General features: G+C 71.2%; 18 protein-coding genes. 16 read left to right on the top strand and 2 right to left on the bottom strand.

From position 1 onward, the window contains the following. Window positions 1-80: 80 nt before the first annotated feature. The 5 genes from AB0M83_RS04835 to AB0M83_RS04815 all read left to right on the top strand — a co-directional run bounded on the left by AB0M83_RS04835 (window position 81) and on the right by AB0M83_RS04815 (window position 3,024). Window positions 81-803: a type II secretion system F family protein gene (locus AB0M83_RS04835; protein ID WP_364512538.1), complete on the top strand. Its 723-nt coding sequence runs from the start codon at window positions 81-83 to the stop codon at window positions 801-803. 27 nt (window positions 804-830) lie between these two features. After that, the gene (locus AB0M83_RS04830) at window positions 831-1,007 is read left to right on the top strand and encodes a DUF4244 domain-containing protein (protein ID WP_364512535.1); all 177 of its coding nucleotides are present in this window, start codon (window positions 831-833) and stop codon (window positions 1,005-1,007) included. 20 nt (window positions 1,008-1,027) lie between these two features. Next, on the top strand, window positions 1,028-1,363 hold the full coding sequence (locus AB0M83_RS04825; protein WP_364512960.1) for a TadE family type IV pilus minor pilin: 336 nt from the start codon (window positions 1,028-1,030) through the stop codon (window positions 1,361-1,363). Next, window positions 1,350-1,727, top strand: coding sequence for an Rv3654c family TadE-like protein (locus AB0M83_RS04820; protein WP_364512532.1), 378 nt, complete (start codon window positions 1,350-1,352; stop codon window positions 1,725-1,727). Before AB0M83_RS04825 ends, AB0M83_RS04820 begins: the two co-directional genes overlap by 14 nt. Before the next feature lie 679 nt (window positions 1,728-2,406). Beyond that, a complete protein-coding gene (locus AB0M83_RS04815) occupies window positions 2,407-3,024 on the top strand; it encodes a bifunctional DNA primase/polymerase (protein WP_364512529.1) in 618 nt (205 codons plus the stop codon). Window positions 3,025-3,105: 81 nt separating this feature from the next. Here the strand turns inward: AB0M83_RS04815 and AB0M83_RS04810 are convergent, their stop codons facing one another. Next, window positions 3,106-5,559: a DEAD/DEAH box helicase gene (locus tag AB0M83_RS04810; RefSeq protein WP_364512957.1), complete on the bottom strand. Its 2,454-nt coding sequence runs from the start codon at window positions 5,557-5,559 to the stop codon at window positions 3,106-3,108. 349 nt (window positions 5,560-5,908) lie between these two features. Here AB0M83_RS04810 and AB0M83_RS04805 point away from each other — a divergent pair, with 349 nt between their 5' ends. The 3 genes from AB0M83_RS04805 to AB0M83_RS04795 all read left to right on the top strand — a co-directional run bounded on the left by AB0M83_RS04805 (window position 5,909) and on the right by AB0M83_RS04795 (window position 9,639). Beyond that, window positions 5,909-8,203 carry a sodium-translocating pyrophosphatase gene (locus AB0M83_RS04805; RefSeq protein WP_364512526.1) on the top strand — a complete coding sequence of 765 codons (2,295 nt, stop codon included), beginning with the start codon at window positions 5,909-5,911 and terminating at the stop codon, window positions 8,201-8,203. Between the two features lie 149 nt (window positions 8,204-8,352). Beyond that, window positions 8,353-8,937 (top strand): hypothetical protein, encoded by a 585-nt coding sequence (locus AB0M83_RS04800; RefSeq protein ID WP_364512523.1) that lies wholly within the window; start codon window positions 8,353-8,355, stop codon window positions 8,935-8,937. A 51-nt stretch (window positions 8,938-8,988) separates the two neighbouring features. Further along, window positions 8,989-9,639, top strand: coding sequence for a hypothetical protein (locus AB0M83_RS04795; protein ID WP_364512521.1), 651 nt, complete (start codon window positions 8,989-8,991; stop codon window positions 9,637-9,639). A gap of 18 nt (window positions 9,640-9,657) precedes the next feature. Here the strand turns inward: AB0M83_RS04795 and AB0M83_RS04790 are convergent, their stop codons facing one another. Further along, window positions 9,658-10,464, bottom strand: a complete 807-nt coding sequence (locus AB0M83_RS04790) for a serine protease (protein WP_364512519.1) — start codon at window positions 10,462-10,464, stop codon at window positions 9,658-9,660. Window positions 10,465-10,772: 308 nt separating this feature from the next. On the opposite strand from AB0M83_RS04790, the gene topA reads away from it, so the two are divergent. The 8 genes from topA to AB0M83_RS04750 all read left to right on the top strand — a co-directional run bounded on the left by topA (window position 10,773) and on the right by AB0M83_RS04750 (window position 21,086). Beyond that, the gene (topA, locus tag AB0M83_RS04785) at window positions 10,773-13,652 is read left to right on the top strand and encodes a type I DNA topoisomerase (RefSeq protein ID WP_364512516.1); all 2,880 of its coding nucleotides are present in this window, start codon (window positions 10,773-10,775) and stop codon (window positions 13,650-13,652) included. 140 nt (window positions 13,653-13,792) lie between these two features. After that, window positions 13,793-14,401: a hypothetical protein gene (locus tag AB0M83_RS04780; RefSeq protein ID WP_364512513.1), complete on the top strand. Its 609-nt coding sequence runs from the start codon at window positions 13,793-13,795 to the stop codon at window positions 14,399-14,401. Window positions 14,402-14,487: 86 nt separating this feature from the next. After that, window positions 14,488-15,279: an ESX secretion-associated protein EspG gene (locus tag AB0M83_RS04775; RefSeq protein WP_364512511.1), complete on the top strand. Its 792-nt coding sequence runs from the start codon at window positions 14,488-14,490 to the stop codon at window positions 15,277-15,279. After that, window positions 15,272-15,463, top strand: coding sequence for a hypothetical protein (locus AB0M83_RS04770; protein WP_364512508.1), 192 nt, complete (start codon window positions 15,272-15,274; stop codon window positions 15,461-15,463). The genes AB0M83_RS04775 and AB0M83_RS04770 overlap by 8 nt, the downstream gene beginning before the upstream one ends. Continuing rightward, the gene (locus AB0M83_RS04765; protein WP_364512505.1) at window positions 15,456-16,247 is read left to right on the top strand and encodes a hypothetical protein; all 792 of its coding nucleotides are present in this window, start codon (window positions 15,456-15,458) and stop codon (window positions 16,245-16,247) included. The genes AB0M83_RS04770 and AB0M83_RS04765 overlap by 8 nt, the downstream gene beginning before the upstream one ends. A gap of 711 nt (window positions 16,248-16,958) precedes the next feature. Next, complete coding sequence (locus tag AB0M83_RS04760) at window positions 16,959-17,567, top strand: hypothetical protein (RefSeq protein ID WP_364512503.1); 609 nt, start codon at window positions 16,959-16,961, stop codon at window positions 17,565-17,567. A gap of 148 nt (window positions 17,568-17,715) precedes the next feature. Further along, a complete protein-coding gene (locus AB0M83_RS04755) occupies window positions 17,716-19,884 on the top strand; it encodes a dTMP kinase (RefSeq protein ID WP_364512500.1) in 2,169 nt (722 codons plus the stop codon). Continuing rightward, window positions 19,881-21,086 carry a DNA polymerase III subunit delta' gene (locus AB0M83_RS04750; protein ID WP_364512497.1) on the top strand — a complete coding sequence of 402 codons (1,206 nt, stop codon included), beginning with the start codon at window positions 19,881-19,883 and terminating at the stop codon, window positions 21,084-21,086. Before AB0M83_RS04755 ends, AB0M83_RS04750 begins: the two co-directional genes overlap by 4 nt. Window positions 21,087-21,136 lie beyond the last annotated feature (50 nt).

Raw genomic sequence — 21,136 nt, 5'->3', positions numbered from 1 at the left:
GTCTGTTTCCCTGCCGGCGGCCTTGCCACGTGGCTGTGGGAGTCCACGCGTCGGGCTCCCGCCGGAGAAGGGCGGTTCCGATGAACGCAACGGCGCTCCTTCTCTTTGCCGGAGCCCTCCTCACCTGGCCGAGCGACTCCGCCGCAGCACGGCGCTTCACCTGGCTGGCCGGCAGCGCGAGCTCGGAGCCCCGCGAATGGCCCCGGGCAGTCGCGCCCGCCGCGACCACCCTGGGCGGCGTATCGACGGCAGTCCTCATCGGCGGGCTGCCGGGAATGGTCGTAGGCGGTCTGATGGCTGCTGGCGGCTGGTGGGCGATCCGCCGCACCCGGCGGCCGCGAGCACCCACCGTCGACCTGGCGGCCAAGCTCCGGCTCGCCCACACGCTCGATCTCCTCGCGGCGTGCCTCCGCGCGGGGCTACCGGTCGCCTCGGCGCTCGATGCGGCGGCCGTCACCGCGCCGGCCGCGGCAAGTGCGGCATTGCGCTCGACCGCAGGCCTCCTCGCGCTCGGCTCCGGCTCGGAAGAGGCGTGGGCGCCGGTGCGGGCCGTCCCGGGCCTCGGGGAACTGGTGGCCGCCGCGATCCGGACGTCTCGCTCGGGCGCGGCCTTCGCCGCGGCCGCCGCCGACCTCGCCGAACGGTTCCGCGAGGAGCTGACCACCGAGGCGGAAGAGCGTGCGGAACGAGCCGGGGTGGCACTGGCGCTGCCGGTCGGCCTCCTCTTCCTGCCGGCCTTCTTCTGCCTGGGCGTGCTACCGGTCGTCCTCGGCCTGGCCGCCCGTCTCGGCCCGCTCTTCTGACCACTGACAAGTACTGAAGGGAATCCCATGCGCGCGTCCCACCGCCGGCCCGGCTCCGACGACGGATCCACAACGGTCGAGTACGCGATCGTGACGGTCGCCGTCGCGGCTTTCGCGGCTGTCCTGTACGGCCTCCTCACCGGCGACTCGGTGGTCTCGTGGCTGACGAGCCTGGTCATGAAGGCCCTGACGGTGCCGTCGTGAGCCGCGAAGACGAAGGCAGCGTGACGGTCGAAGCGGCACTCGGCCTGGCCGGCCTGACCGTGGTGACGGTCCTGCTGGTCGCGGGCCTCACGCTGCTGACGAGCCAGCTGCGCTGCACGGACGCGGCCCGCGAGGCCGCCCGGCTCCTGGCCAGAGGCCAGCCCCACGAAGCGGCGGCCGCGGTCCACGAGATAGCCCCGGCGGGCGCGAGCCTCGATATCCGTCGGACAGCCGACGCGATAACGGTCCGGGTGAGCGCCCGCCCGGCAGGCGGTCTGCTCCCGGCGATCGACCTGAACGCGACGGCCTACGCGGTGGCCGAGCCGGGCACGGAGACCACCGATGCGGCCGGCTGACCCGCGCCCGGAGGACCGCCGTGACAGCGGCGTGGCCACGATCTGGACGGCGATGGCGGTGGCCGCGCTGACGGGGGTGGCGGTCTTCGGCTGCTGGCTCGGCGTGGCGGTCCTGGCCCGCCACCGAGCAGAAAGCGCCGCGGACCTGGGCGCGCTCGCGGCAGCGTCGCACGCGGCGGAGGGCCCAGCCCGTGCCTGTGAGCGCGCCAGGTGGATCGCGGACCGGATGGCGGTGACGCTTTTGACCTGCCGATGGCAGCGCCTGGACGCCTTCGTCGAGGTCCAGGCACCCAGCCTCGGCTTCGCCGGACTGCCAGGCCCCTCGGCTCGAGCCCGAGCCGGACCCACGGGTCAGCCACCGTGAGCCGCGGAAACAGGCGCGCTGCCGTGGGCAGTAGGGCGTCGGCGCTCCGGGGTTGCGATCGGCCCGGCCCGGCCTCGGTCGGTCCGCGCACCGGCCCTTCCTGTCTAGCCCCGGACCATCCCCATCCCCGACTCCGGCTGCGGGCCCGTGCGTCCGTGGCCCAACCCCAGTCCACCTAAAGCCGACCCAAGTCCTGACCGCGACTACGCCCACGACAACCGGCCACCACCCGTTGCCCGTTCACCGGGACACCTCCCGCCACCGCCGCTCAGCGGACGCCGACTGGTCGGTATGCCGCGATGACCGGCTGATCCGTCCGGGCGGACGATGAGCGGCCGATGGTCACGGGCAGCGGTCGGTAGTGCACGGTGAGCGGTCGAATCCGCCGCCTACCTGGGCCGATAGGACGCGCCTCGGCGACCGCACGCCCCGCGGAAGAGCGCTCGATCCTGGGGTTTCGCGCGACGAACGGTCCGTGGGCGGCTGCCGTTCACCGTCGACGGACGCCGCCGGGTTCGGTCGGGCCGTAGGGATCACTGGGCGTTCATCGCGGCGTAACCACCGGTTGTCGCGCGGGGGTTCCGGGCAATGTGCAACTTGCCGTTAAGTGAGATGTGCGACACCACGACAGCGTTTAGCTCCGGGGTCGCGGAGAACCGGAACCTAAGGCAGGAAGACAATGTTGGACGCGAATTGGCCGGATAGCTGGCGCGGCGCCTTCCGCATCGAACTGCGGGCGGAGGCGATCGGCCTCGCTTGGCGCGGGTGGCCGGTGCTCCCGGGCGTCAACCCCGCTCCGCTCACCGGCGGCGACGACCTCACCTGGCGTCGTCCGGTCCCGGCCAGTGACAACTGGCGCGAGCAGATCGGCACCCACGCCCACGGGGTCGCCACCTGGTTCTCCGACCGGACCCACAGCCTGCTCGTCGCCACCGGCACCGTGCTCGACGCCATCGAGGTCGACGACGAACTCGGCAAGCGCGCCTGCCGCCTGCTCCGCACCCTCGGTCACCCGGCGCCGATCATCGCGCTGCCGAACGGCCGCTGGCTCTTCCTCACCACCGTCGCCGAGCACGTCCCGGCCGAGCTGGCGACCTGCGCCTCGATCCAGTGGCACGGCAAGGACAGCTACATCCCGCTGCCCCCGTCGCCCTTCCAGCACGGTGTCGTGCACTGGCGCGTCAAGCCCGAGGTCTGCGGCTGGCAGCTGCCGGACGCCGCCGAGGTGCACGACGTCCTCGTCCGCGCCCTGGCCGGTGCCGACGCCGCGCAGCTGGTTCAGACCACCGCGGCCTGACCCCCGAACCACCGCCGGCGGCCGGTCCCAGCCCGGCCGAGGCGGAGCAGGACACAACTCCATGAACCACGAAGTGGCCGTCTAGGCGCCGTGTTGACGCAACGCCCCGAGCACGGTGCTCAAGACAGCCACTGCCCCCGCCTTGTCCAGCGGATCGTTGCCGTTCCCGCACTTCGGCGACTGGACGCAGGACGGGCATCCCGTCGGGCACTCGCAGGAGACGATCGCCTCCCGCGTTGCGACCAGCCACGGGACAATCGCGGCATAACCGCGTTCGGCGAATCCCGCACCCCCGGGATGGCCGTCATGCACGAACACCGTCGCCTCCCCGGTGTCTTCGTGCCACGCGGTACTCACCCCGCCGATGTCCCATCGGTCGCACGTAGCAAAAAGCGGTAGCAGGCCGATCGCCGCGTGCTCGGCGGCATGCAGGGCACCGGGGACCCGTGCCGGAACCAATCCGGCACCCCCCGGTGCCCTGCCACCCTCGTGAACGGGCCCCCGACCGTTCGCCAGGGGTTCCTCCCCGGTCCCCACCGGCCCCGCAGATTCGGTCCCCACCCGATGGCCCCCGGTCCCCGCCTCGCCATCGGCCCCGGAAACGCGGACGCCGCGGCCGCCCGTGCGCCGCGGCTCCGCCGGTCCGAGCAGTTCGGACGAGACCGTGTACCAAACCGCCCGCGTGCGCAGGCTTTGCTCCGGTAGGTCGAGCGGCGTGTGGTCCAGCACCTCACCCGACGGACGTCGCCGCAGGTAGCCCACCACCTGGGACGTCACCGCGACCTCGCCGAGGCACACGCTCACCCCGCCGAAGTCCTGCTTCTCCTGCGTGCTCAGCACCGCGATGTCCACGACCTCGCGCGGGGTCGTCGTCCAGTCGGGGTTCTCCGCGTGCACCATCGCCAGCCCCTGCTCCAGGTCCAGCTCGTCGACCACGTACGACGACCCCTGGTGCAGGTACACCGCGCCGGGGTGGACCGCGTAGCACGCCGACCCCGGATCGACCGTGCCCAGCATCCGCCCGGAATCCGACTCGACCACGGCGACCTGTTCGCCGCCCGTCCCGCGGATCCCGACCTCGGCGTGCGGCCGGTCCCGGGACGTCCAGTACCAGCCGCTCGACCTGCGCCGGAGCAGCTTCTGCTCCGCCAGCTCGGTCAGCACTTCCTGGGCGGCCGCGCCGCCGAACATCTCCAGCTCGGGGACGGTCAGCGGCAGTTCGGCCACGGCGCAGGCGAGCTGCGGCCCCAGTACGTACGGGTTCGCCGGATCGAGCACCGCCGTCTCGACCGGACGCTCGAGCAGCGCCGCCGGGTGGTGCACCAGGTACGTGTCGAGCGGATCGTCCCGCGCCACGAACACCACCAGCGCCGAATCACCGGAGCGCCCCGCCCGCCCGGCCTGCTGCCAGAACGACGCGAGCGTGCCCGGATAGCCGGCCAGCACCACCGCGTCCAGGCCCGCGATGTCGACGCCGAGCTCCAGCGCGTTGGTCGTCGCGACACCCAGCAGGCGCCCCGACAGCAACGCCGCCTCCAGTGCCCGCCGTTCCTCCGGAAGATAACCGGACCTATATGCCGCAACGGTTTCCGACAATGCGGGGTCCACTTCGGACAGTATGCGACGCGCGCCCAGCGCGGCCAGCTCCGCGCCCCGCCGCGACCGGATGAACGCCAGTGACCGCGCGCCTTCGACGACCAGGTCGGCCAGGATCCGCGACGTCTCCGCGCCCGCCGAACGCCGGACCGGCGCGCCGTTCTCCCCGGTCAGTTCCTCCAGCAGCGGCGGCTCCCACAACACGACCGTTCGAGCGCCGCGCGGCGACGCGTCTTCCGTGACCGCCTCGCACGGAACACCGGTGAGCCGCGAAGCGAACGAAGCGGGCGAAGCCGTCGTCGCCGAAGCGAGCACGAACACCGGCGAAGCACCGTAATGCTCGGCGACGCGCCGAAGCCGGCGAAGCAGCAGCGCGACATGAGAGCCGAAGACGCCGCGATAGCTGTGGCACTCGTCGACCACCACGCAGCTGAGCCGCCGGAAGAACCGCGCCCACCGCCCGTGCTGCGAGAGGATCCCGCGGTGCAGCATGTCCGGGTTGGTGAACACCCAGTTCGCGTGCGCGCGCACCCAGTCGCGCTCCACCATCGGCGTGTCCCCGTCGAACGACGCCGCCCGGACACCGGGGACGTCCAAAGAGGACACGGACCGCAGCTGGTCCGCCCCCAGCGCCTTGGTCGGCGACAGGTACAGCGCGTTCGCCTTCTCGCCCGCGGCCAGCCGGGACAGCACCGGCAGCTGGTAGGCGAGCGACTTGCCCGACGCCGTGCCGGTCGAAATCACGACATGACGACCCTCGTACGCGTGCGAAGCCGCCTCCGCCTGATGCGCCCAGGGGGCCTCGACTCCACAGTCACGCAGCGCAGTCACCACCGCCGGATCGGCCCATGACGGCCACTCTGCGTAGCGCGCGTTCCGGCCCGGAAGGTCCGCGACGTGCGTGACCGGATCTTCGCGCGACGGGATGCCGGCGGTCACCCGCCCCAGCAGCCGCCGCCCCCGTGAGTCGTCCACCAGCCGAGCTTCGCACAGGGGTACGACAGTTCCCGCATCCCCAACCGCCCCAACGGATCGGCGGAGGAGTGATCGATCAAGTGAGGAGCCTCACAAGGTAACGGAATGTACCGTCACCGGGACGGCGTGAAGACGCTGGTTGCGATACCAATACACTCCCGCAATCCACACCCTCTGTGGTGAGCGTCATGTGAGACGTGCGTTGCTGCCCGGCTAGCGTGTCGCTCCGTACAGGGTCCATGCCAGCGCCGGCCGTGTCGAACCCTCGGCTTGCCGTCGACGCTGGCGATCGGCGACGTCTCCTGGAGGACGAATGTCACGGCAGTTCCTCGCGGAGGGCGGGTCCATCACGCTCTCCGGAGGTGGCTACACGATTGTCGGTGTAGTCGCCGTGGTCGCGCTTGCCGCACTCGTCATCGGCTACGTCCTGCTCAAGGAGGTGCTGGCCGCAGGCCAGGGCACCGCCAAGATGCAGGACATCGCCAAGGCGGTGCAGGAAGGCGCGGCCGCTTACCTCAAGCGGCAGCGGAACACCCTCGCGATCTTCGGCGTGATCGTGTTCCTCCTGCTCTTCGCACTTCCCGCCGACGACTGGAACGAGAAGATCGGCCGTTCGATCTTCTTCCTGGTCGGCGCGGCGTTCTCGTTCGCGATCGGCTACCTCGGCATGTGGCTGGCCACGCAGGCGAACCTGCGCGTGGCCGCCGCGTCGCGTGAGGAAGGCGGGCGCGAGATCGCGATGCGCGTCGCGTTCCGCACCGGTGGCGTGGTCGGCATGATCACCGTCGGCCTCGGCCTCTTCGGCGCCGCGGTCGTCGTGCTGGTCTACACCGGCCAGGCGCCCAAGGTGCTCGAGGGTTTCGGCTTCGGCGCCGCGCTGATCGCGATGTTCATGCGTGTCGGCGGCGGTATCTTCACCAAGGCCGCCGACGTCGGCGCCGACCTGGTCGGCAAGGTCGAGCAGGGCATCCCGGAGGACGACCCGCGCAACGCCGCGACCATCGCGGACAACGTGGGCGACAACGTCGGTGACTGCGCCGGCATGGCCGCGGACCTCTTCGAGTCCTACGCCGTCATGCTGGTCGCCGCGCTGATCCTGGGCAGCACCGCCTTCGGCGTGCACGGCCTGATCTTCCCGCTTATCGTGCCGGCCATCGGTGTCATCACCGCGGTCATCGGTGTCTACATCACCAAGGCGCGCGCCGGCGAAAGCGGCCTGGTCACGATCAACCGCTCCTTCTACATCTCCGCGGTCATCTCCGCGGTCCTGTCGGCCATCGCGGCGTTCGTGTACCTGCCGAGCAGCTTCTCCGACTTCGGCGCGGGCTACGAGAACGCGGGCAACCCGGCGGTCATCGCGACCATCGCGGTGATCATCGGCATCGTGCTCGCCGCGGTCATCCTGAAGCTGACCGGCTACTACACCGGCACCGAGTACAAGCCGGTCAAGGACGTCGCGCAGACGTCGGAGACCGGCGGCGCGACCGTCATCCTCTCCGGCATCTCGGTCGGTTTCGAGTCCGCCGTCTACACCGCGCTGGTGATCGGCGCGGCCGTGTTCGGGGCCTACCTGCTCGGCGGCGGCGTCGCGCTGTTCGCCGTGGCGCTGGCCGGCACCGGCCTGCTGACCACCGTCGGCGTCATCGTCGCGATGGACACCTTCGGCCCGGTTTCGGACAACGCGCAGGGCATCGCCGAGATGTCGGGCGACGTCGACGAGAAGGCCGCGCAGATCCTCACCGAGCTGGACGCGGTCGGCAACACCACCAAGGCCATCACCAAGGGCATCGCGATCGCCACGGCTGTTCTCGCGGCGACGGCGCTGTTCGGGTCCTACTCCGACGCGATCGCGAAGACGCTGTCGGGCATGGGCTCCGGGATCGCCCAGGGCATCTCCGGGGCGAACTCGTTCGTCAACGAGATCGTCAGCCCGAACACGCTGGTCGGCGTGATCATCGGTGCGGCCGTGGTGTTCATGTTCTCCGGCCTCGCCGTCAACGCGGTCTCCCGCGCGGCCGGCGCGGTGGTCTACGAGGTCCGTCGCCAGTTCCGCGACATCCCGGGGATCATGGAGGGCACCACCCGCCCCGAGTACGGCAAGGTCGTCGACATCGTCACGCGCGACTCGCTGCGTGAGCTGACGACGCCGGGTCTGCTGGCGGTCTTCGCCCCGATCGCGGTCGGCTTCGGCCTGGGCACCGGCGCGCTCGCCGGCTACCTGGCCGGCGCGATCGCGTGCGGCACCCTGATGGCGATCTTCCTCGCCAACTCCGGTGGCGCGTGGGACAACGCGAAGAAGCTGGTGGAGGACGGCAACCACGGTGGCAAGGGCTCGTCCGCGCACGAGGCCACCATCATCGGTGACACCGTGGGCGACCCGTTCAAGGACACCGCCGGCCCGGCGATCAACCCGCTGATCAAGGTCATGAACCTGGTCTCGGTGCTGATCGCGCCCGCCGTCGTCCAGTTCTCGATCGGCCCGGACGAAAACGCCGCGGTCCGCATCATCATCTCGCTGGTCGCGCTCGCCATCATCGTGGCGGCGATCGTGGTCTCGAAGCGCCGGGGGACGGTCCTCACCGACACCCCGACGGAGATCAAGGCCTGACGCAGTAACCGTTCCGGGCCCGGCACGCAGCGTCGCGTGCCGGGCCCGGGGCGTGTCAGCTCATCCCACCCAGGCTCGGCGACTTGCGAAGCGGCACCGAGTCGGTACCGTCGGCCCTTCCGGGACGTCGTCGAGCAGGAGGTGTTCAGGTGCGGCCGCGGTCAACCGTCTTCGCCGCCCTAACCACGACGATCAGCATCGGCCTCGCCGGCTGCGGGCAGCAAGGTCCCGCGCCGGCGCAGGACCAGGGTCTGTCGGTGACGACCGTGGTGCCGCAGGCCGATCCCGCGGCGAGATGGGCGGACGCCTACTGCGGCGCGGTGACGCACCTGGTCCGCAGCCTGGCTTCGCTGCCGGCCGTCGACCCCAGCACGCCGCAGCAGGCCTCCCGGACGTCCAGTGATCTCCTGACGTCCGTGGTCGGCGGGCTCGACCAGAGCCTCGCCGGGCTGAACGCGCTCGGCGCGCCGCCGGTGCCCTCGGCGGACGGCGGGCGCAAGGACGTCATCGGGCAGTTCGCCGAGATCCGTGAGCAGGCCGAAAACGCGCGTCAGCGCATCGAAGCCGTCCGCGGCGACGCGGCGGCGACCAAGGAGGCCCTCGGCGAGGCCAGGGCCACGCTCGACCGCATCGACGCGCTCGACTACCTCAAGGGCCTCAAAGAGGTTCCGGCCCTCTCGGCGGCCGAACAGCGCGCACCGAGCTGCCACCAGCTCGATCAACCACCTCGGTGAAGATCCGCGTGACTATCGCCATCTATCGAACTTATGTTCTAGTATGGCGCGGTGGATCGGACGATCTCCCTCTTCTCCGCCGAGGCCAGCGGGCCGGGGCTGGGCGACCTGGCCGGGCTGTTGTGCTGCCACGGCCAGATCACCGGCTTCGGGCGCACGGCCGCCCGGTTGTCGGTGGTCGTCGAGGAACCGTGGCGGGCACACATCCTGGCGCGCGAGTTCCGCTGCCGCGGCGCGGACGCCCAGGTCTCGAAGGCCGACTGCGGCAACCCGCAGGTCCGGACGTCGTTCCGGGTCGACCTGCTCCCGCTGGCGCTGCGGTGGCTGCGTGAGGGCTGCGCGGGGCCGGTCGAGGACGATTCGGGCAAGGCGGTGCCGGACGGTTTCCGGCTGAGCGGGGCGATGCTGCGGATGTGGGCGCTGGCCGGCGGCCGGCCCGGCACGCAGGGCTACCTGCTGGGCGTCGACCCGCTCGCGCCCGGCATGCACGAGCGGCTGGTCGAGGCGCTGACGCCGTTGGGGGTCGCGGCGAAGCTGACCGGCCCGAAGGTCGAGGTCCCGGCCGTCAAGGTCACCGGGAAACGCCGGTTGGAGGCGCTGCTGGAACTGATCGGCGAACCACCGCCGGGCGCCGAAGCGGCGTGGCCCGGCGCGGAGCCGCGGCCGGTCCCGCACCCGGAGGCCGTGACGAGCACGGCCTGACCGGGCGCGGGCGGCGCGTCAGGGCCGGGGCAGGGTGCAGCCGGCCTGGGTGAGGGCGATTTCGTTGGCCGCGGTGAGGCAGGCGGGAATGCCGTAGGTCTCCTGGCCGTAGTTCGTCTTGTAGTGGACGGTGACGTTGCCGGCCTGGTCGACCTCGCACGGGTTGTTCTCCGTGCAGCGCGCGCCGTCCTCGTTGCCGGTGTTGTTCACGCCGACGACCTTGCCGCCGGAGACGATCGGCGAGCCCGACGTGCCGCCGATGGTCTGGCAGGCGGACGTGTAGCGGATCGAGTCCTTCCAGGTCCAGCTGCCCTCCTTCAGCCGGTAGACGAAGCCGTCGACGGTGCAGGAGTAGATCCGCTTCCAGTAGCCCGAGACGACGTCGATCGGGGAACCGGCCGTCGGGTGCGCGTTGGACAGCTCCAGCGGCGAGATCCCGTAGCTCGACTTGATCTGCGCGTAGGTGGTGGTGAGCTGGTAGAGCGACACGTCGGTGTCGGTCATCGTCCCGTAGACGATCTTCTTGGCCCGCAGCGTGCCCGCATTGCCGCCGCTCGCGTTGAGCAGCGTGAACGTCCGGCTGGACGTGCGGTTGGTGATGACCTGGCCGGGGGCGGGGAAACCGGTCTCGAGGCAGTGCCCGTTGGACATGACGAGCGCGGGTGCGGTGTCGGGTGTCGCGGCGGGCTTGACCACCGAACCCGAGCAGTTGGACAGGGCTACCGTGCCGGCGAAGTTCGCCGCGGCTGCACTCGCCGGGGTCGTCCCCAGTAATACTGTGGCGGTCGCGGCGGTGAGCAGGGCGCCGAGGAGGCGTCGGGTCATGGCGGATCCTTTCGGCTGAACGGGGAATTCAGTGAACCGGTCACGTCCCCGCGCCCACCACCGTCGAACGGAGGGTATCCACCCGGTCACGCGCTAGGCTGCGCGAGACGTGGCCGAAATCACGTGGCAGGTACGTTGGGGAAACATCGTCGAGGTCAGCGGCGATGCGCAGGGCACAGGACCGGCGGCGTGTTGGGCCACCTCCGCGCCGTCCGGGCCGGACCAGCGTGCACACTGGCAGGTCGAGACACGGGCCCGGACCCCTCGGGGGGACGGGGCGCAGTGCAGTCCCGCGGCGGTGGGACGAGATGAGCGGAGAGCAGGACAGCGTGGCAGGAGCAGGGACCAAGAAGAACGGAGCCGGGGCGGACAACGGCGCCGGGCACCGGCGGCTCGTGATCGTCGAGTCACCGACCAAGGCCCGCAAGATCGCCCCCTACCTCGGCGGCGGCTACGTCGTCGAGTCCTCCGTCGGGCACATCCGCGACCTGCCGCGCGGTGCCGCCGACGTCCCCGCCCAGTACAAGGGCGAGCCGTGGGCCCGGCTCGGTGTCGACGTCGACAACGACTTCAAGGCCCTCTACGTGGTCACCCCGGACAAGAAGTCCAAGGTCACCGAGCTCAAGGGGCTGCTGAAGGACGTCGACGAGCTCTACCTCGCGACGGACCCCGACCGCGAGGGCGAAGCCATCGCGTGGCACCTGCTCGAGACGCTGAAGCCGAAGGTCCCGGTCCGCCGGATGGTCTTCCACGAGGTCACCGAGCAGGCGATCCTCGCGGCCGCCGACTCGACTCGCGAGCTGGACGCCGACCTCGTCGACGCGCAGGAGACCCGCCGCATCCTCGACCGCCTGTACGGTTACGAGGTCTCGCCGGTGCTGTGGAAGAAGGTCATGCCGAAGCTTTCGGCGGGCCGTGTGCAGTCGGTGGCGACCCGGATCGTGGTCGAGCGCGAACGCGAGCGGATGCGCTTCACGTCGGCGTCGTACTGGGACATCTCCGCGACGATGGACGCCGGCGAAGAGGCGTCGCCGCGCAGCTTCCCGGCTCGCCTGGTCGCCGTCGACGGCGCGCGCCTGGCCACCGGCCGCGACTTCGGCTCGGACGGTCAGCTCAAGTCCTCGAACAACGAGATCCGCGTGCTGGCCGAGGCCGACGCGCGGCGCCTGGCCGACGCGCTCAAGCAGCGTGACTTCAAGGTCTCGAGCGTCGAGGAAAAGCCGTACACGCGGAAGCCGTACGCGCCGTTCATGACCTCGACGCTGCAGCAGGAGGCGGGCCGCAAGATGCGGTTCACCTCGGAGCGCACGATGCGGATCGCGCAGAAGCTGTACGAGAACGGTTACATCACTTATATGCGTACCGACTCGACGACGCTGTCGGAGTCGGCGATCTCGGCGGCGCGCAGCCAGGCCACGCAGCTGTACGGCAAGGAGTACGTCTCGCCGTCGCCGCGCCAGTACACGCGCAAGGTCAAGAACGCGCAGGAGGCGCACGAGGCGATCCGGCCGTCGGGCGAGGTCTTCCGCACGCCGGGCCAGGTCGCGGGCGAGCTGGACACCGACGAGTACCGCCTCTACGAGATGATCTGGCAGCGCACGATCGCGTCGCAGATGGCGGACGCCAAGGGCACCACGATGTCCGTGCGCATCGTCGGCAACGCGACTTCGGGCGAAGAGTGCACCTTCGCGGCTTCGGGCCGCACGATCACCTTCGCGGGCTTCCTGAAGGCGTATGTCGAGGCCGTCGACACCGAGACCGGTGGCGAAGCCGACGACAAGCAGAGCCGCCTGCCGGTGCTCGAGAAGGACCAGGACCTCACCGCGACCGAGCTGAGCCCGGACGGGCACACGACGTCGCCGCCGGCGCGCTACTCGGAGCCGAGCCTGGTCAGCAAGCTGGAAGAGCTGGGCATCGGCCGCCCGTCGACGTACGCGTCGATCATCAAGACCATCCAGGACCGCGGGTACGTCTGGAAGAAGGGCTCCGCGCTCGTTCCGTCGTGGGTCGCGTTCGCCGTGATCGGGCTGATGGAACGGCACTTCGAGCGGCTCGTCGACTACGACTTCACCGCCGGCATGGAGGACGAGCTCGACCGCATCGCCAACGGCGACGAGCAGCGCGGCCAGTGGCTGTCGAAGTTCTACTTCGGCGGCGACATGGGCGTCGACGGTTCGATCGGCCGTCTGGGCGGGCTGAAGAAGCTCGTCGAAGGCAGTGTCGAGGACATCGACGCGCGGGAGATCAACTCGATCCCGCTGTTCAGCGACGCCGACGGGCACACCGTCGTGGTCCGCGTCGGCCGCTACGGGCCCTACCTCGAGCGTGAGGTCGACGGCGAGTCGCAGCGCGCGAACCTGCCCGAGGACCTGCCGCCGGACGAGCTCACGCAGGAGATCGCGGAGAAGCTGTTCGCGACCCCGCAGGAGGGCCGCACGCTGGGCACCGACCCGGTGAGCGGGAACCCGATCGTCGCGAAGGAAGGCCGCTTCGGGCCGTACGTCACCGAGCTGCTGCCCGAGATCGAGATTCCCGAGGACGCCACGGCGGCGCAGAAGAAGGCTGCGAAGGCGAAGGCGCCGAAGCCGCGTACGGGGTCGCTGTTCAAGTCGATGGACATCGAGACCATCACGCTCGAAGACGCGCTGAAGCTGCTTTCGCTGCCGCGCGTGGTCGGCAAGGACCCGGAGTCCGGTGACGAGATCACGGCGCAGAACGGGCGCTACGGGCCGTACCTGAAGAAGGGCACGGACTCGCGTTCGCTCGCGACCGAGGACCAGCTCTTCTCGATCACGGTCGAAGAGGCGCTGAAGATCTACGCCGAGCCGAAGCAGCGTGGACGGTCGGCCACGGCGAAGCCGCCGCTCAAGGAGCTCGGCGAGGACCCGGTGTCGAAGAAGCCGATGGTGGTGAAGGACGGGCGGTTCGGCCCGTACGTGACCGACGGCGAGTACAACGCGACGCTGCGGAAGGGCGACGAAATCGAGTCGCTGACCGTCGAACGGGCGTCCGAGCTGCTCGCGGAGAAGCGGGCGAAGGGCCCGGCGCCGAAGCGGAAGGCGCCGGCGCGGAAGCCGGCTTCGACGACGGCGAAGACGGTCAAGGCGGGCACGAGCAAGACCGCCAAGACCGCGGCGGCGAAGTCCACCACGACGAAGCGCAGCTCCACCGCGACGAAGGCCAAATAGCACGGTCCGATGTCCGTGAAGGCCTCCTTACCGGCTCTTATGGCCGGTAAGGAGGCCTTCACGGCGTTTGCCCACACTTTCGGGTGACGCCTCGAACGGATGTTCGGGAAATTGTCGGTGGTCCCGGGTTTCATGGACGTGTGACCAAGACACCACGCACCGTGCACGCGGTGACCACCAAGATCCTCAGGCCGGTCCGGCAGGCGGCCCTCGGCAGTGCCACCGCCCTGGAGCTGATGGAAACGCTCCCCGGCTTCATCGGGACCGGCGGCGTCTGCGGCGTAGCCGTGGCGATGTCCGACGAGCCGTGGACGGCGGCGTTCTTCGACGACGGCGAGAAGTTCGGCGTCGCCGGGGACGGCCTCAGCCTGTCCGGGCCTTCGCCGGGCTCGGTCGGGGAGTTGCTCCGTCTAGCGCTCACCCGCCTGCCTCCTCTGCCGCCGGCGCCGGGCGAGGGCGTGTGCCTCGACGCCGACGAGCGCGGAGTGCTCGAGCCCGAGCAAGAGTGTCTCGTCCTCGGCGTGCTGGATGATCTGCGGCGGACCCGGCTCGGCACCGTCCAGATCGACTTCGCCCGTGACGGCGGCGGGCGGCCGTGGGAGATGCTGGCGTTCGTCGACGACGACCGCGGCCGGCACCTGGCGGCGCTGGGCGGACGCCGGGGTGGCCACCGCCGGTTCTGGTGGCTGCCCGGGAGCGTGGAGGGGCTCGCGGACTTCGTCGAAGGGCGGGTGCCGGAGCATGTCTGAGCCGCTCGCCGACCGCTCACCGAACGATGTCACCCGGTCGAACATATGTGCGAGAAATTGTCGGTGCCAGGGTGTTCAATCTAGGGGTGAACACTTCAGTCGCCGTCTTCGACGTCATCGACGAGGTCATCGCTCCGCTGTCGGCCGAGGTGCCGGAGCGGCCCTCGGTGATGGAGTTCTACGACCCCGAGTTCGAGATCCCGCCGGTACTGGCGGACACCGAACCGCTGCCGGGCCGTCGCTCCTCGCCCGCGCGGAGCCTTGCCGACGAGGTGGAGCAGTACACCCGGTTCGTCGCCGGCATGGCCGCGATCGGCCTCGCGCCGGGTGGCGAGGTCACGCCGGAAGCCGTCGGGCTGTACCGGGCGCTGCGGGGCGGCTTCATCCGCGGCGTGGTCACCGGCGTCTTCCCGGCCCGGCGGGAGCCGTGGGAGGTGCGGTTCTTCGGCGACGAGGACTACACCACGGTGCTGCACAAGCTGGGCAACCGCGCGCGCCTGCGGTCCGGCTTCCTGAGCGAGCTGCCGGGCTGGGTGTTCGACGGCTTGCCCGACCGGCCGCCCGGCCCCGGGCAGCACTTGCGCATCGAGACCGACGAGGGCGGGCTGATCCCGCGCCGGTGCGAGCAGGCGGTCGAGCTGATCCGCGAGTGCGCGGCCCGGCCGCGGCTGGGCACGGTGCTGGTCGACCTCGCGGTGCGCGACGCGATCCTGGCCGAGTACCCGCACGGCGCGTTCGGGCTGGTGGACAACGACCTGGGCCGGTACCAGTTCAGCGCCGCGGTCGGCCGGACCGGGCGCTGGACGGTCACGTGGGGTCCGGCGTCGCGGAGCACGGCCGAGCAGTGGATCGTCGAGGCGGTGCAGAGCCATGCCTGAGGACGCGGTGGTGCGGACGACGGCTGGGGAGGGAGTGGATCGCGTGGTCGAGGCGGCCCCGAGGGACCTGACGGTTCGCGAGGCGATCCTCGCGGCGGCCGAGCTGAACGGCGGCGTACCGGAGCCGCGGGCGGACGCGGCCGGTTCGGAGGCCGAGGCGGGTGAGAGGAGGCGCCATGGCTGACCGCACGGCGGCCCGGGAGCTGCTCGAACTGGCCGCCGGTCCGGTGCTGGCGGCGATGCCGGACCGCGAGCCGGTCGACCGGCTCTACAACCCGGAGGTCAGCGACCACGAAATCCTCGTGCACGGACCGGTCTCCGACGATCCCGCCGACCTGGTGGCCGAGGTCGAGCGGCACACGGCGTGGGCGGCCTGGATCGACGGCACACCGTTCGGCGTGGACGGCGAGCTCAACGAGGTCGGCTTCGAGGTGGTGTCGCTGATGCTGCGCGGGTCGGTCCGGGCGGCGCTGTGCGGCGTGTTCGACGAAGGCCCGGAGACGGCGGACATCCGCTGCTACGCGGACGGTGAACGGGCCTTCATGATGGGCTCGCTGCCCGGCCGCACGGCGATCCACCTCGCCGACTTCGAGGAGCTGCCGGAGATGCTGGTGGCGGAGCTGCCGGAGGCCCCGTTCGGCGCTTCGCCCCGCGCGATCTGGGTGTCGGTGGACGCCGACGGCCTGGTCCACGACGGCCAGGACGCCGACGTGGGTGCCATGCGCGAGCTGCTGGGCCGCCCGCGCTCGGGCACGGCGGTGCTGGACATGCTGGCGTTCGGCGGTCTGTGCGCGGAGTTCCCGGACCACGGGTTCGTCCTGGTGGACACGGACCTGGGCCGGTTCGCCCTGGCCGCCCTCGACCGCGGCGACGGCCGCCGCCAGCTGGTCCTGAGCCCCTTCAGCCGCGGCATGCTCCGCGACTGGTGCCGGAAGATGGTCGACCTGGGACAGGAGGAGATTCCCTGAGACGAGGAAGGCGGCGGACCGGCCGCCGGTGACACGTCGACCCGACCGTCGGCTGGCCGCGCAGTCTCGGGAGGGCTGATGCCAACCCGCGCGCTCGTGCGGAGGGACGGCGCCGGTCCGGCGCGGTCGTGGGAGAGACGGTGCCGACCCGTTCGCGCTTGTGCGGAGGGTTGGGCGTCGGTTCGGCGCGGTCGCGGGATGGACGGCGCGGTCGCGGGCGGGTGGTGCTGGGCCGGCGCGGTCGCGGGAGGGCCGCGTCGGGCCCGCGCGGTAGCGGAGGTAGGCCGCCGGCGGTCCGAGCGGCTCGGCGACCACGTCGCCGGCTCGGCGCGCCATCGAAACGGTCAGTGACCGCGCCCGCTCGGGCCGATGCTCCGACCGGTCGCACCCGACCCGCCACCCGGCGCACTCCGCCTGCCCGGCGCCTCCAGGCAAACCCGTCCCCGACCCGAGCGCGAACCGGCAAACTGGTCACCGGAGGCCCGTCCCTGGCCAGCCCCGCCCAACGCCCCCTGTGACCCGACTCACTACGATCCGTCACCATTGGCGGTCGACCGGACCACCGGCGGACTGGACACTGCAGGGGGTTCGGGCACGGGCTTGCGCTGTGTGACCGACCCTCCATTACAGACAGAGCCATTGGGCGGATGCGTTATCCGCCATCGTCGCTACCCTGGAAAGGCGAGGACATTCAGTAGTGAGGTGGTCACCATGAGCGCGAACGGTGAGGCTCCCTTCTTCAATGCCCCCGAGCTCACTCAGCGCGACGGCACGTTGTCCGAAGCCCCCGGCGAAACGTTCGCCGACCCCGTCTCGGGACTGGTCACGGCGGCGCCCGAGCCACGCACCGCGGTCGCCAATGGCCACGAGCCCGCCGCCTTCCCGGTGGCCGGGCCCGTGCAGCACGACGAGGAAGCCGTGCGCCGGATGGTCGAGGAGACCCTCCGGGAGGAGGAATCCGGGGCCCCGAGGCCGATTCCCCCGGCCGGCACCACGAGCAACATCGGCGAAGAACCGTCGCCGCCGATGGGGCTCCTGCCGCGCCAGCGGAACCGGCGGCGCACCTGGCCGAGCCGGCCGCCGATGCTGCAGCGGCCCGTGCGGCAGAAGGCACCGGCCGAGGACGGCTTCGACGAAGACCTCGAGGTGGTTCCCGTCAAGCGGCGGCGGCTGCCGTCGATGTCGATGCCCGCCTTCAACCGGCCGTCGTCGAGTGCCGCGGGGGTCATGCTCGCCGTGACGTTGCTGATCGTGTTCGGTTTCGTCGCCATCGAGCTGGTGTCGACCCTGGTCAGCAGCGTGACAAGCCTGTTCGACTAGCGTTCGCTCGCTGTTCCCCGCCCCACCGGCACCTCGGGGCCGTCCGCGAGGCAAGGGCCGATCGGGCTACCCTGGCTTCACGGTCGGGCGACCTCACGAGGGCGTCCGGCGCCGCGGTGACTAGTGGGGTGGGCGTATCAGCGAGGGCTTGCGATCGGTACCCGGGGCCGGCCCGGGCGGATCGTCGGGCGCCGAAGCGTCCACGATCAACCGGGTCCGGCGGGTACTGGCGATCAAACCGTTCCGGCGCCTCTGGGGCGTCACGTACCTGTGCAGCGTGGCCGACTGGCTGAACATCCTCGCCCTGACCGGCCTGGCCACGAAGCTGACCGACAACTACTTCGCCCAGAACTTCGCGTTCGTCGGCGTGGTGCTCACCGGCCTCGCGCCGGGGCTGTTGTTCGCGCCCGTCGGCGGGCTGCTCGCGGACCGGTTCGACCGCCGCAAGGTCATGATCGTCGCGGACCTGCTGCGCTGCGGCTTCCTGCTGTCCATCGCCTTCGTCAGCGCGCCGTGGTGGCTGCTGGTCGGCAACTTCCTCGTCGGCAGCGCCGCGAGCATGTGGATCCCCTCGAAAGAGGCCGCGGTCCCGAACCTGCTCCGCCGCCCGGACCAGGTGGAGACGGCCAACCAGCTCGGCATGGTGATGACCTACGGCCTCGCCGTCGTCACCGCGGCCGGCGCGAACGCGATCATCACCGGCGTCAACACGACTTTCCACCTGTTCGGCGACAACGCCAGCCTCAGCATCGCGAAGCTGGTCGTCGTCATCACCGGCCTGCTCTACCTGTCCAGCGCGATCCTCATCGCCACGCGCATCCCCGAGCTGTCGCTGCGCAACGTCCACGCGCTGCCGGAACAGAAGGTCAAGCAGGCCGACGAGGAGAAGCTCGGCATCGGCACGATGATCGCCGACGGCTTCCGCTTCGTCCGCAGCACGCCGCTCGTGCGCGGGCTGCTGGTGGGCGCGTTCGGCGCGTTCGCCGCCGGCGGCGCGGTGATCGGTTCGGCGAAGCCGTACTCCTCCAGCCTGCTGGCCGGCGACTCGGCGTTCAGCCTCCTGGTGCTGGCCGTCTTCGTCGGCCTGGCCTCCGGGATGGCGTTCGCGCCCAAGCTCGCCCGGCGGCTCCCGCACGACCGGCTGTTCGGCGTCTCCATCATCGCGGCCGGGCTTTCGCTCGCGCTGGTCGCGTTGTCGCCGCACCTGTCGGTCTCGCTGATCACCGTGGTGCTGGTCGGCTTCTGGGCCGGGACGGCGTTCCTCACCGGTGTCACGATCATCGGCTCGCGCGTCGAAGACGCCATCCGCGGCCGGATCAACGCGATCTACCAGCTGATGATGAAGCTCGTGCTGTTCGGCACCACGGTCACCGTCCCGGTGCTGGTCGGTGTCATGGGGACGAGCACCTTCAGCGTCTGGGGCGGCAAGGTCTCGGTCGACGGCACCCGGCCGATCATGCTCGCCGGCGCCGCGATCGCGCTGATCGCCGGGTTCTTCGCCTACCGGCAGATGGACGACAAGCGCACCGAACCGATCCTGTCGGATCTGCGCAACGCGCTGCGCCGCACACCGCGGCGAGTCAACGGGTTCCTCATCGCCGTCGAGGGCACCACCGCGATCAACACGGCGATCCAGGCCGTCAACCTCGCCGACTGGATGCGTGGGGGCACCAGGCCCGTCGTCGTCGCCGCGGATCCGGCGCTCGACGACAAGCGCCTCACCGCCCTCGTCTCCGGCGCTTCGCTGACCGGCGCGCGTGCCCAGGCGCTGGCCGCCGCCGCGGTGCGGGCCGACATCGTCGAGCGGCACGTGCAGCCGGCGCTCGACGCCGGTTCGGTCGTGGTGATGGAACGGTTCGTCGACTCGCCGCTGGCACACCTGTCGGCCGTCGCCGGGCTGGACAGCGACGAGCTCGAAGGCCTCGCCGACTGGGCGACCGGACGGCTGCGGCCGGACCTGACCGTCCTGCTGGACTCGGCCCCGAACGGCGCGCCGCGCGACCGGTCGACCACGATGAACGACCAGTGGCGCGTCCAGCACCTGCTCACCGAAATGGCCGCGGCCGACCCGGAGCGGTACGTCGTGGTCGACGCCGACGGCACCGACACCGAGGTCGCCGAGCGCATCCGCACCGCCCTGCGCGCGGTGTTCGTCGGCCGGCTGTCGGCGCTGGCCCCGCTGGCCGACGCGCCGGTCACCGGAGACCCGGCGACCACCGACGGGCCGACGACGGACCGGCCCACCGTCCGCCCGCTGGACATCGACGACCCCCTGCCCGTCGAGACCTCGGAAGAGCCTCGCGTGGAGGCGAAGTGACGACGACCGAACGCATCGGCGTCTGGAACCAGCTGGTCGGGCAGGAGCCCGCGGTCGAAACGCTGGCCACGGCGGCGTCGGCCGCCGCGAAGATCGTCGCCGGCGAGCCGGCCCCGTCCGGCGCGATGACGCACGCGTGGCTGCTCACCGGCCCGCCCGGGTCCGGCCGCTCGGTCGCCGCGCGGACGTTCGCCGCGGCCCTGCAGTGCAGCACCGGCACCGGCTGCGACGCCTGCCCGGGCTGCCACACGACGATGGCGGGCACCCACGCCGACGTCCGGCTCGTGGTGCCGGAAGGCCTGTCCATCTCGGTCGCCGAGATGCGCGCCCTGGTGCAGGCGGCCGCGCGCCGTCCGACCACCGGCAAGTGGCAGGTCGTGATCATCGAAGACGCCGACAGGCTCACCGAAGGCGCGTCGAACGCGCTGCTGAAGGCCGTCGAGGAGCCGCCGGAGCGCACGGTCTTCCTGCTCTGCGCGCCGTCGGACCACCCCGACGACGTCTCGGTGACGATCCGTTCGCGCTGCCGCCTGGTGACGCTGCGGACGCCGCCGCCCGAGGCGATCGCGGACGTCCTGGTGCGCCGCGACCACGTCGACCCGGAGCGTGCGCAGTGGGCGGCTTCGGTGTGCGGTGGCCACGTCGGCCGCGCGCGCCGGCTCGCCACCGACGAAGCCGCACGGCAGCGGCGGGCCACCGTGCTGCGGATCCCCACCGGCCTGCGTCGGCCCAGTGACGTCTTCACCTGCGCCGACCAGCTGATCAGCGCGGCGGAGGCCGACGCGGGCGAAGCGAGCAAGGGCCGCGACGAGGACGAGCGCAACGAACTGCGCACGGCGATGGGCGGCGACGGCATCGGCAAGGGCGTCGCCGGAGCGAAGCGAGCCGCCGAAGCGGCGGTGAAGCAGCTCGAGAAGAAGCAGAAGTCCCGCGCGACGCGCACCCAGCGCGACACGCTCGACCTCTCGTTGATCGATCTGGCGGGCTTCTACCGCGACGTCCTGGTGACGACGACCCGCTCCGGCGCGACGCTGAACCACCCCGACCACGCCGACCAGATCGCCGAAGCGGCGTCGGCGTGGACACCGGAATCGACGCTTCGCCGCCTGGAAGCGGTGCTGGAATGCCGCGAGGCGATCGACTTGAACGTCAAGCCGCGCATTGCCGTCGAGGCGATGGTCACGACGCTTCGCCAGGGCTGAGCACAAAGAAACCCGCCGAGAGCCGGAGCTCTCGGCGGGTTCCTTCACTG

This window comes from Amycolatopsis sp. NPDC051106 (assembly GCF_040682775.1).
Lineage (GTDB): Bacteria > Actinomycetota > Actinomycetes > Mycobacteriales > Pseudonocardiaceae > Amycolatopsis.
This window is presented reverse-complemented; position numbering and strand designations above follow the sequence as displayed.

Bases quoted from the DNA above. Each gene is read 5' to 3' on its own strand.
- AB0M83_RS04835 (WP_364512538.1), top strand. From the start codon at position 81: ATGAACGCAACGGCGCTCCTTCTCTTTGCCGGAGCCCTCCTCACCTGG.
- AB0M83_RS04830 (WP_364512535.1), top strand. From the start codon at position 831: ATGCGCGCGTCCCACCGCCGGCCCGGCTCCGACGACGGATCCACAACG.
- AB0M83_RS04820 (WP_364512532.1), top strand. From the start codon at position 1,350: ATGCGGCCGGCTGACCCGCGCCCGGAGGACCGCCGTGACAGCGGCGTG.
- AB0M83_RS04815 (WP_364512529.1), top strand. From the start codon at position 2,407: ATGTTGGACGCGAATTGGCCGGATAGCTGGCGCGGCGCCTTCCGCATC.
- AB0M83_RS04805 (WP_364512526.1), top strand. From the start codon at position 5,909: ATGTCACGGCAGTTCCTCGCGGAGGGCGGGTCCATCACGCTCTCCGGA.
- AB0M83_RS04790 (WP_364512519.1), bottom strand. From the start codon at position 10,464: ATGACCCGACGCCTCCTCGGCGCCCTGCTCACCGCCGCGACCGCCACA.
- topA (WP_364512516.1), top strand. From the start codon at position 10,773: ATGAGCGGAGAGCAGGACAGCGTGGCAGGAGCAGGGACCAAGAAGAAC.
- AB0M83_RS04770 (WP_364512508.1), top strand. From the start codon at position 15,272: ATGCCTGAGGACGCGGTGGTGCGGACGACGGCTGGGGAGGGAGTGGAT.
- AB0M83_RS04765 (WP_364512505.1), top strand. From the start codon at position 15,456: ATGGCTGACCGCACGGCGGCCCGGGAGCTGCTCGAACTGGCCGCCGGT.
- AB0M83_RS04760 (WP_364512503.1), top strand. From the start codon at position 16,959: ATGAGCGCGAACGGTGAGGCTCCCTTCTTCAATGCCCCCGAGCTCACT.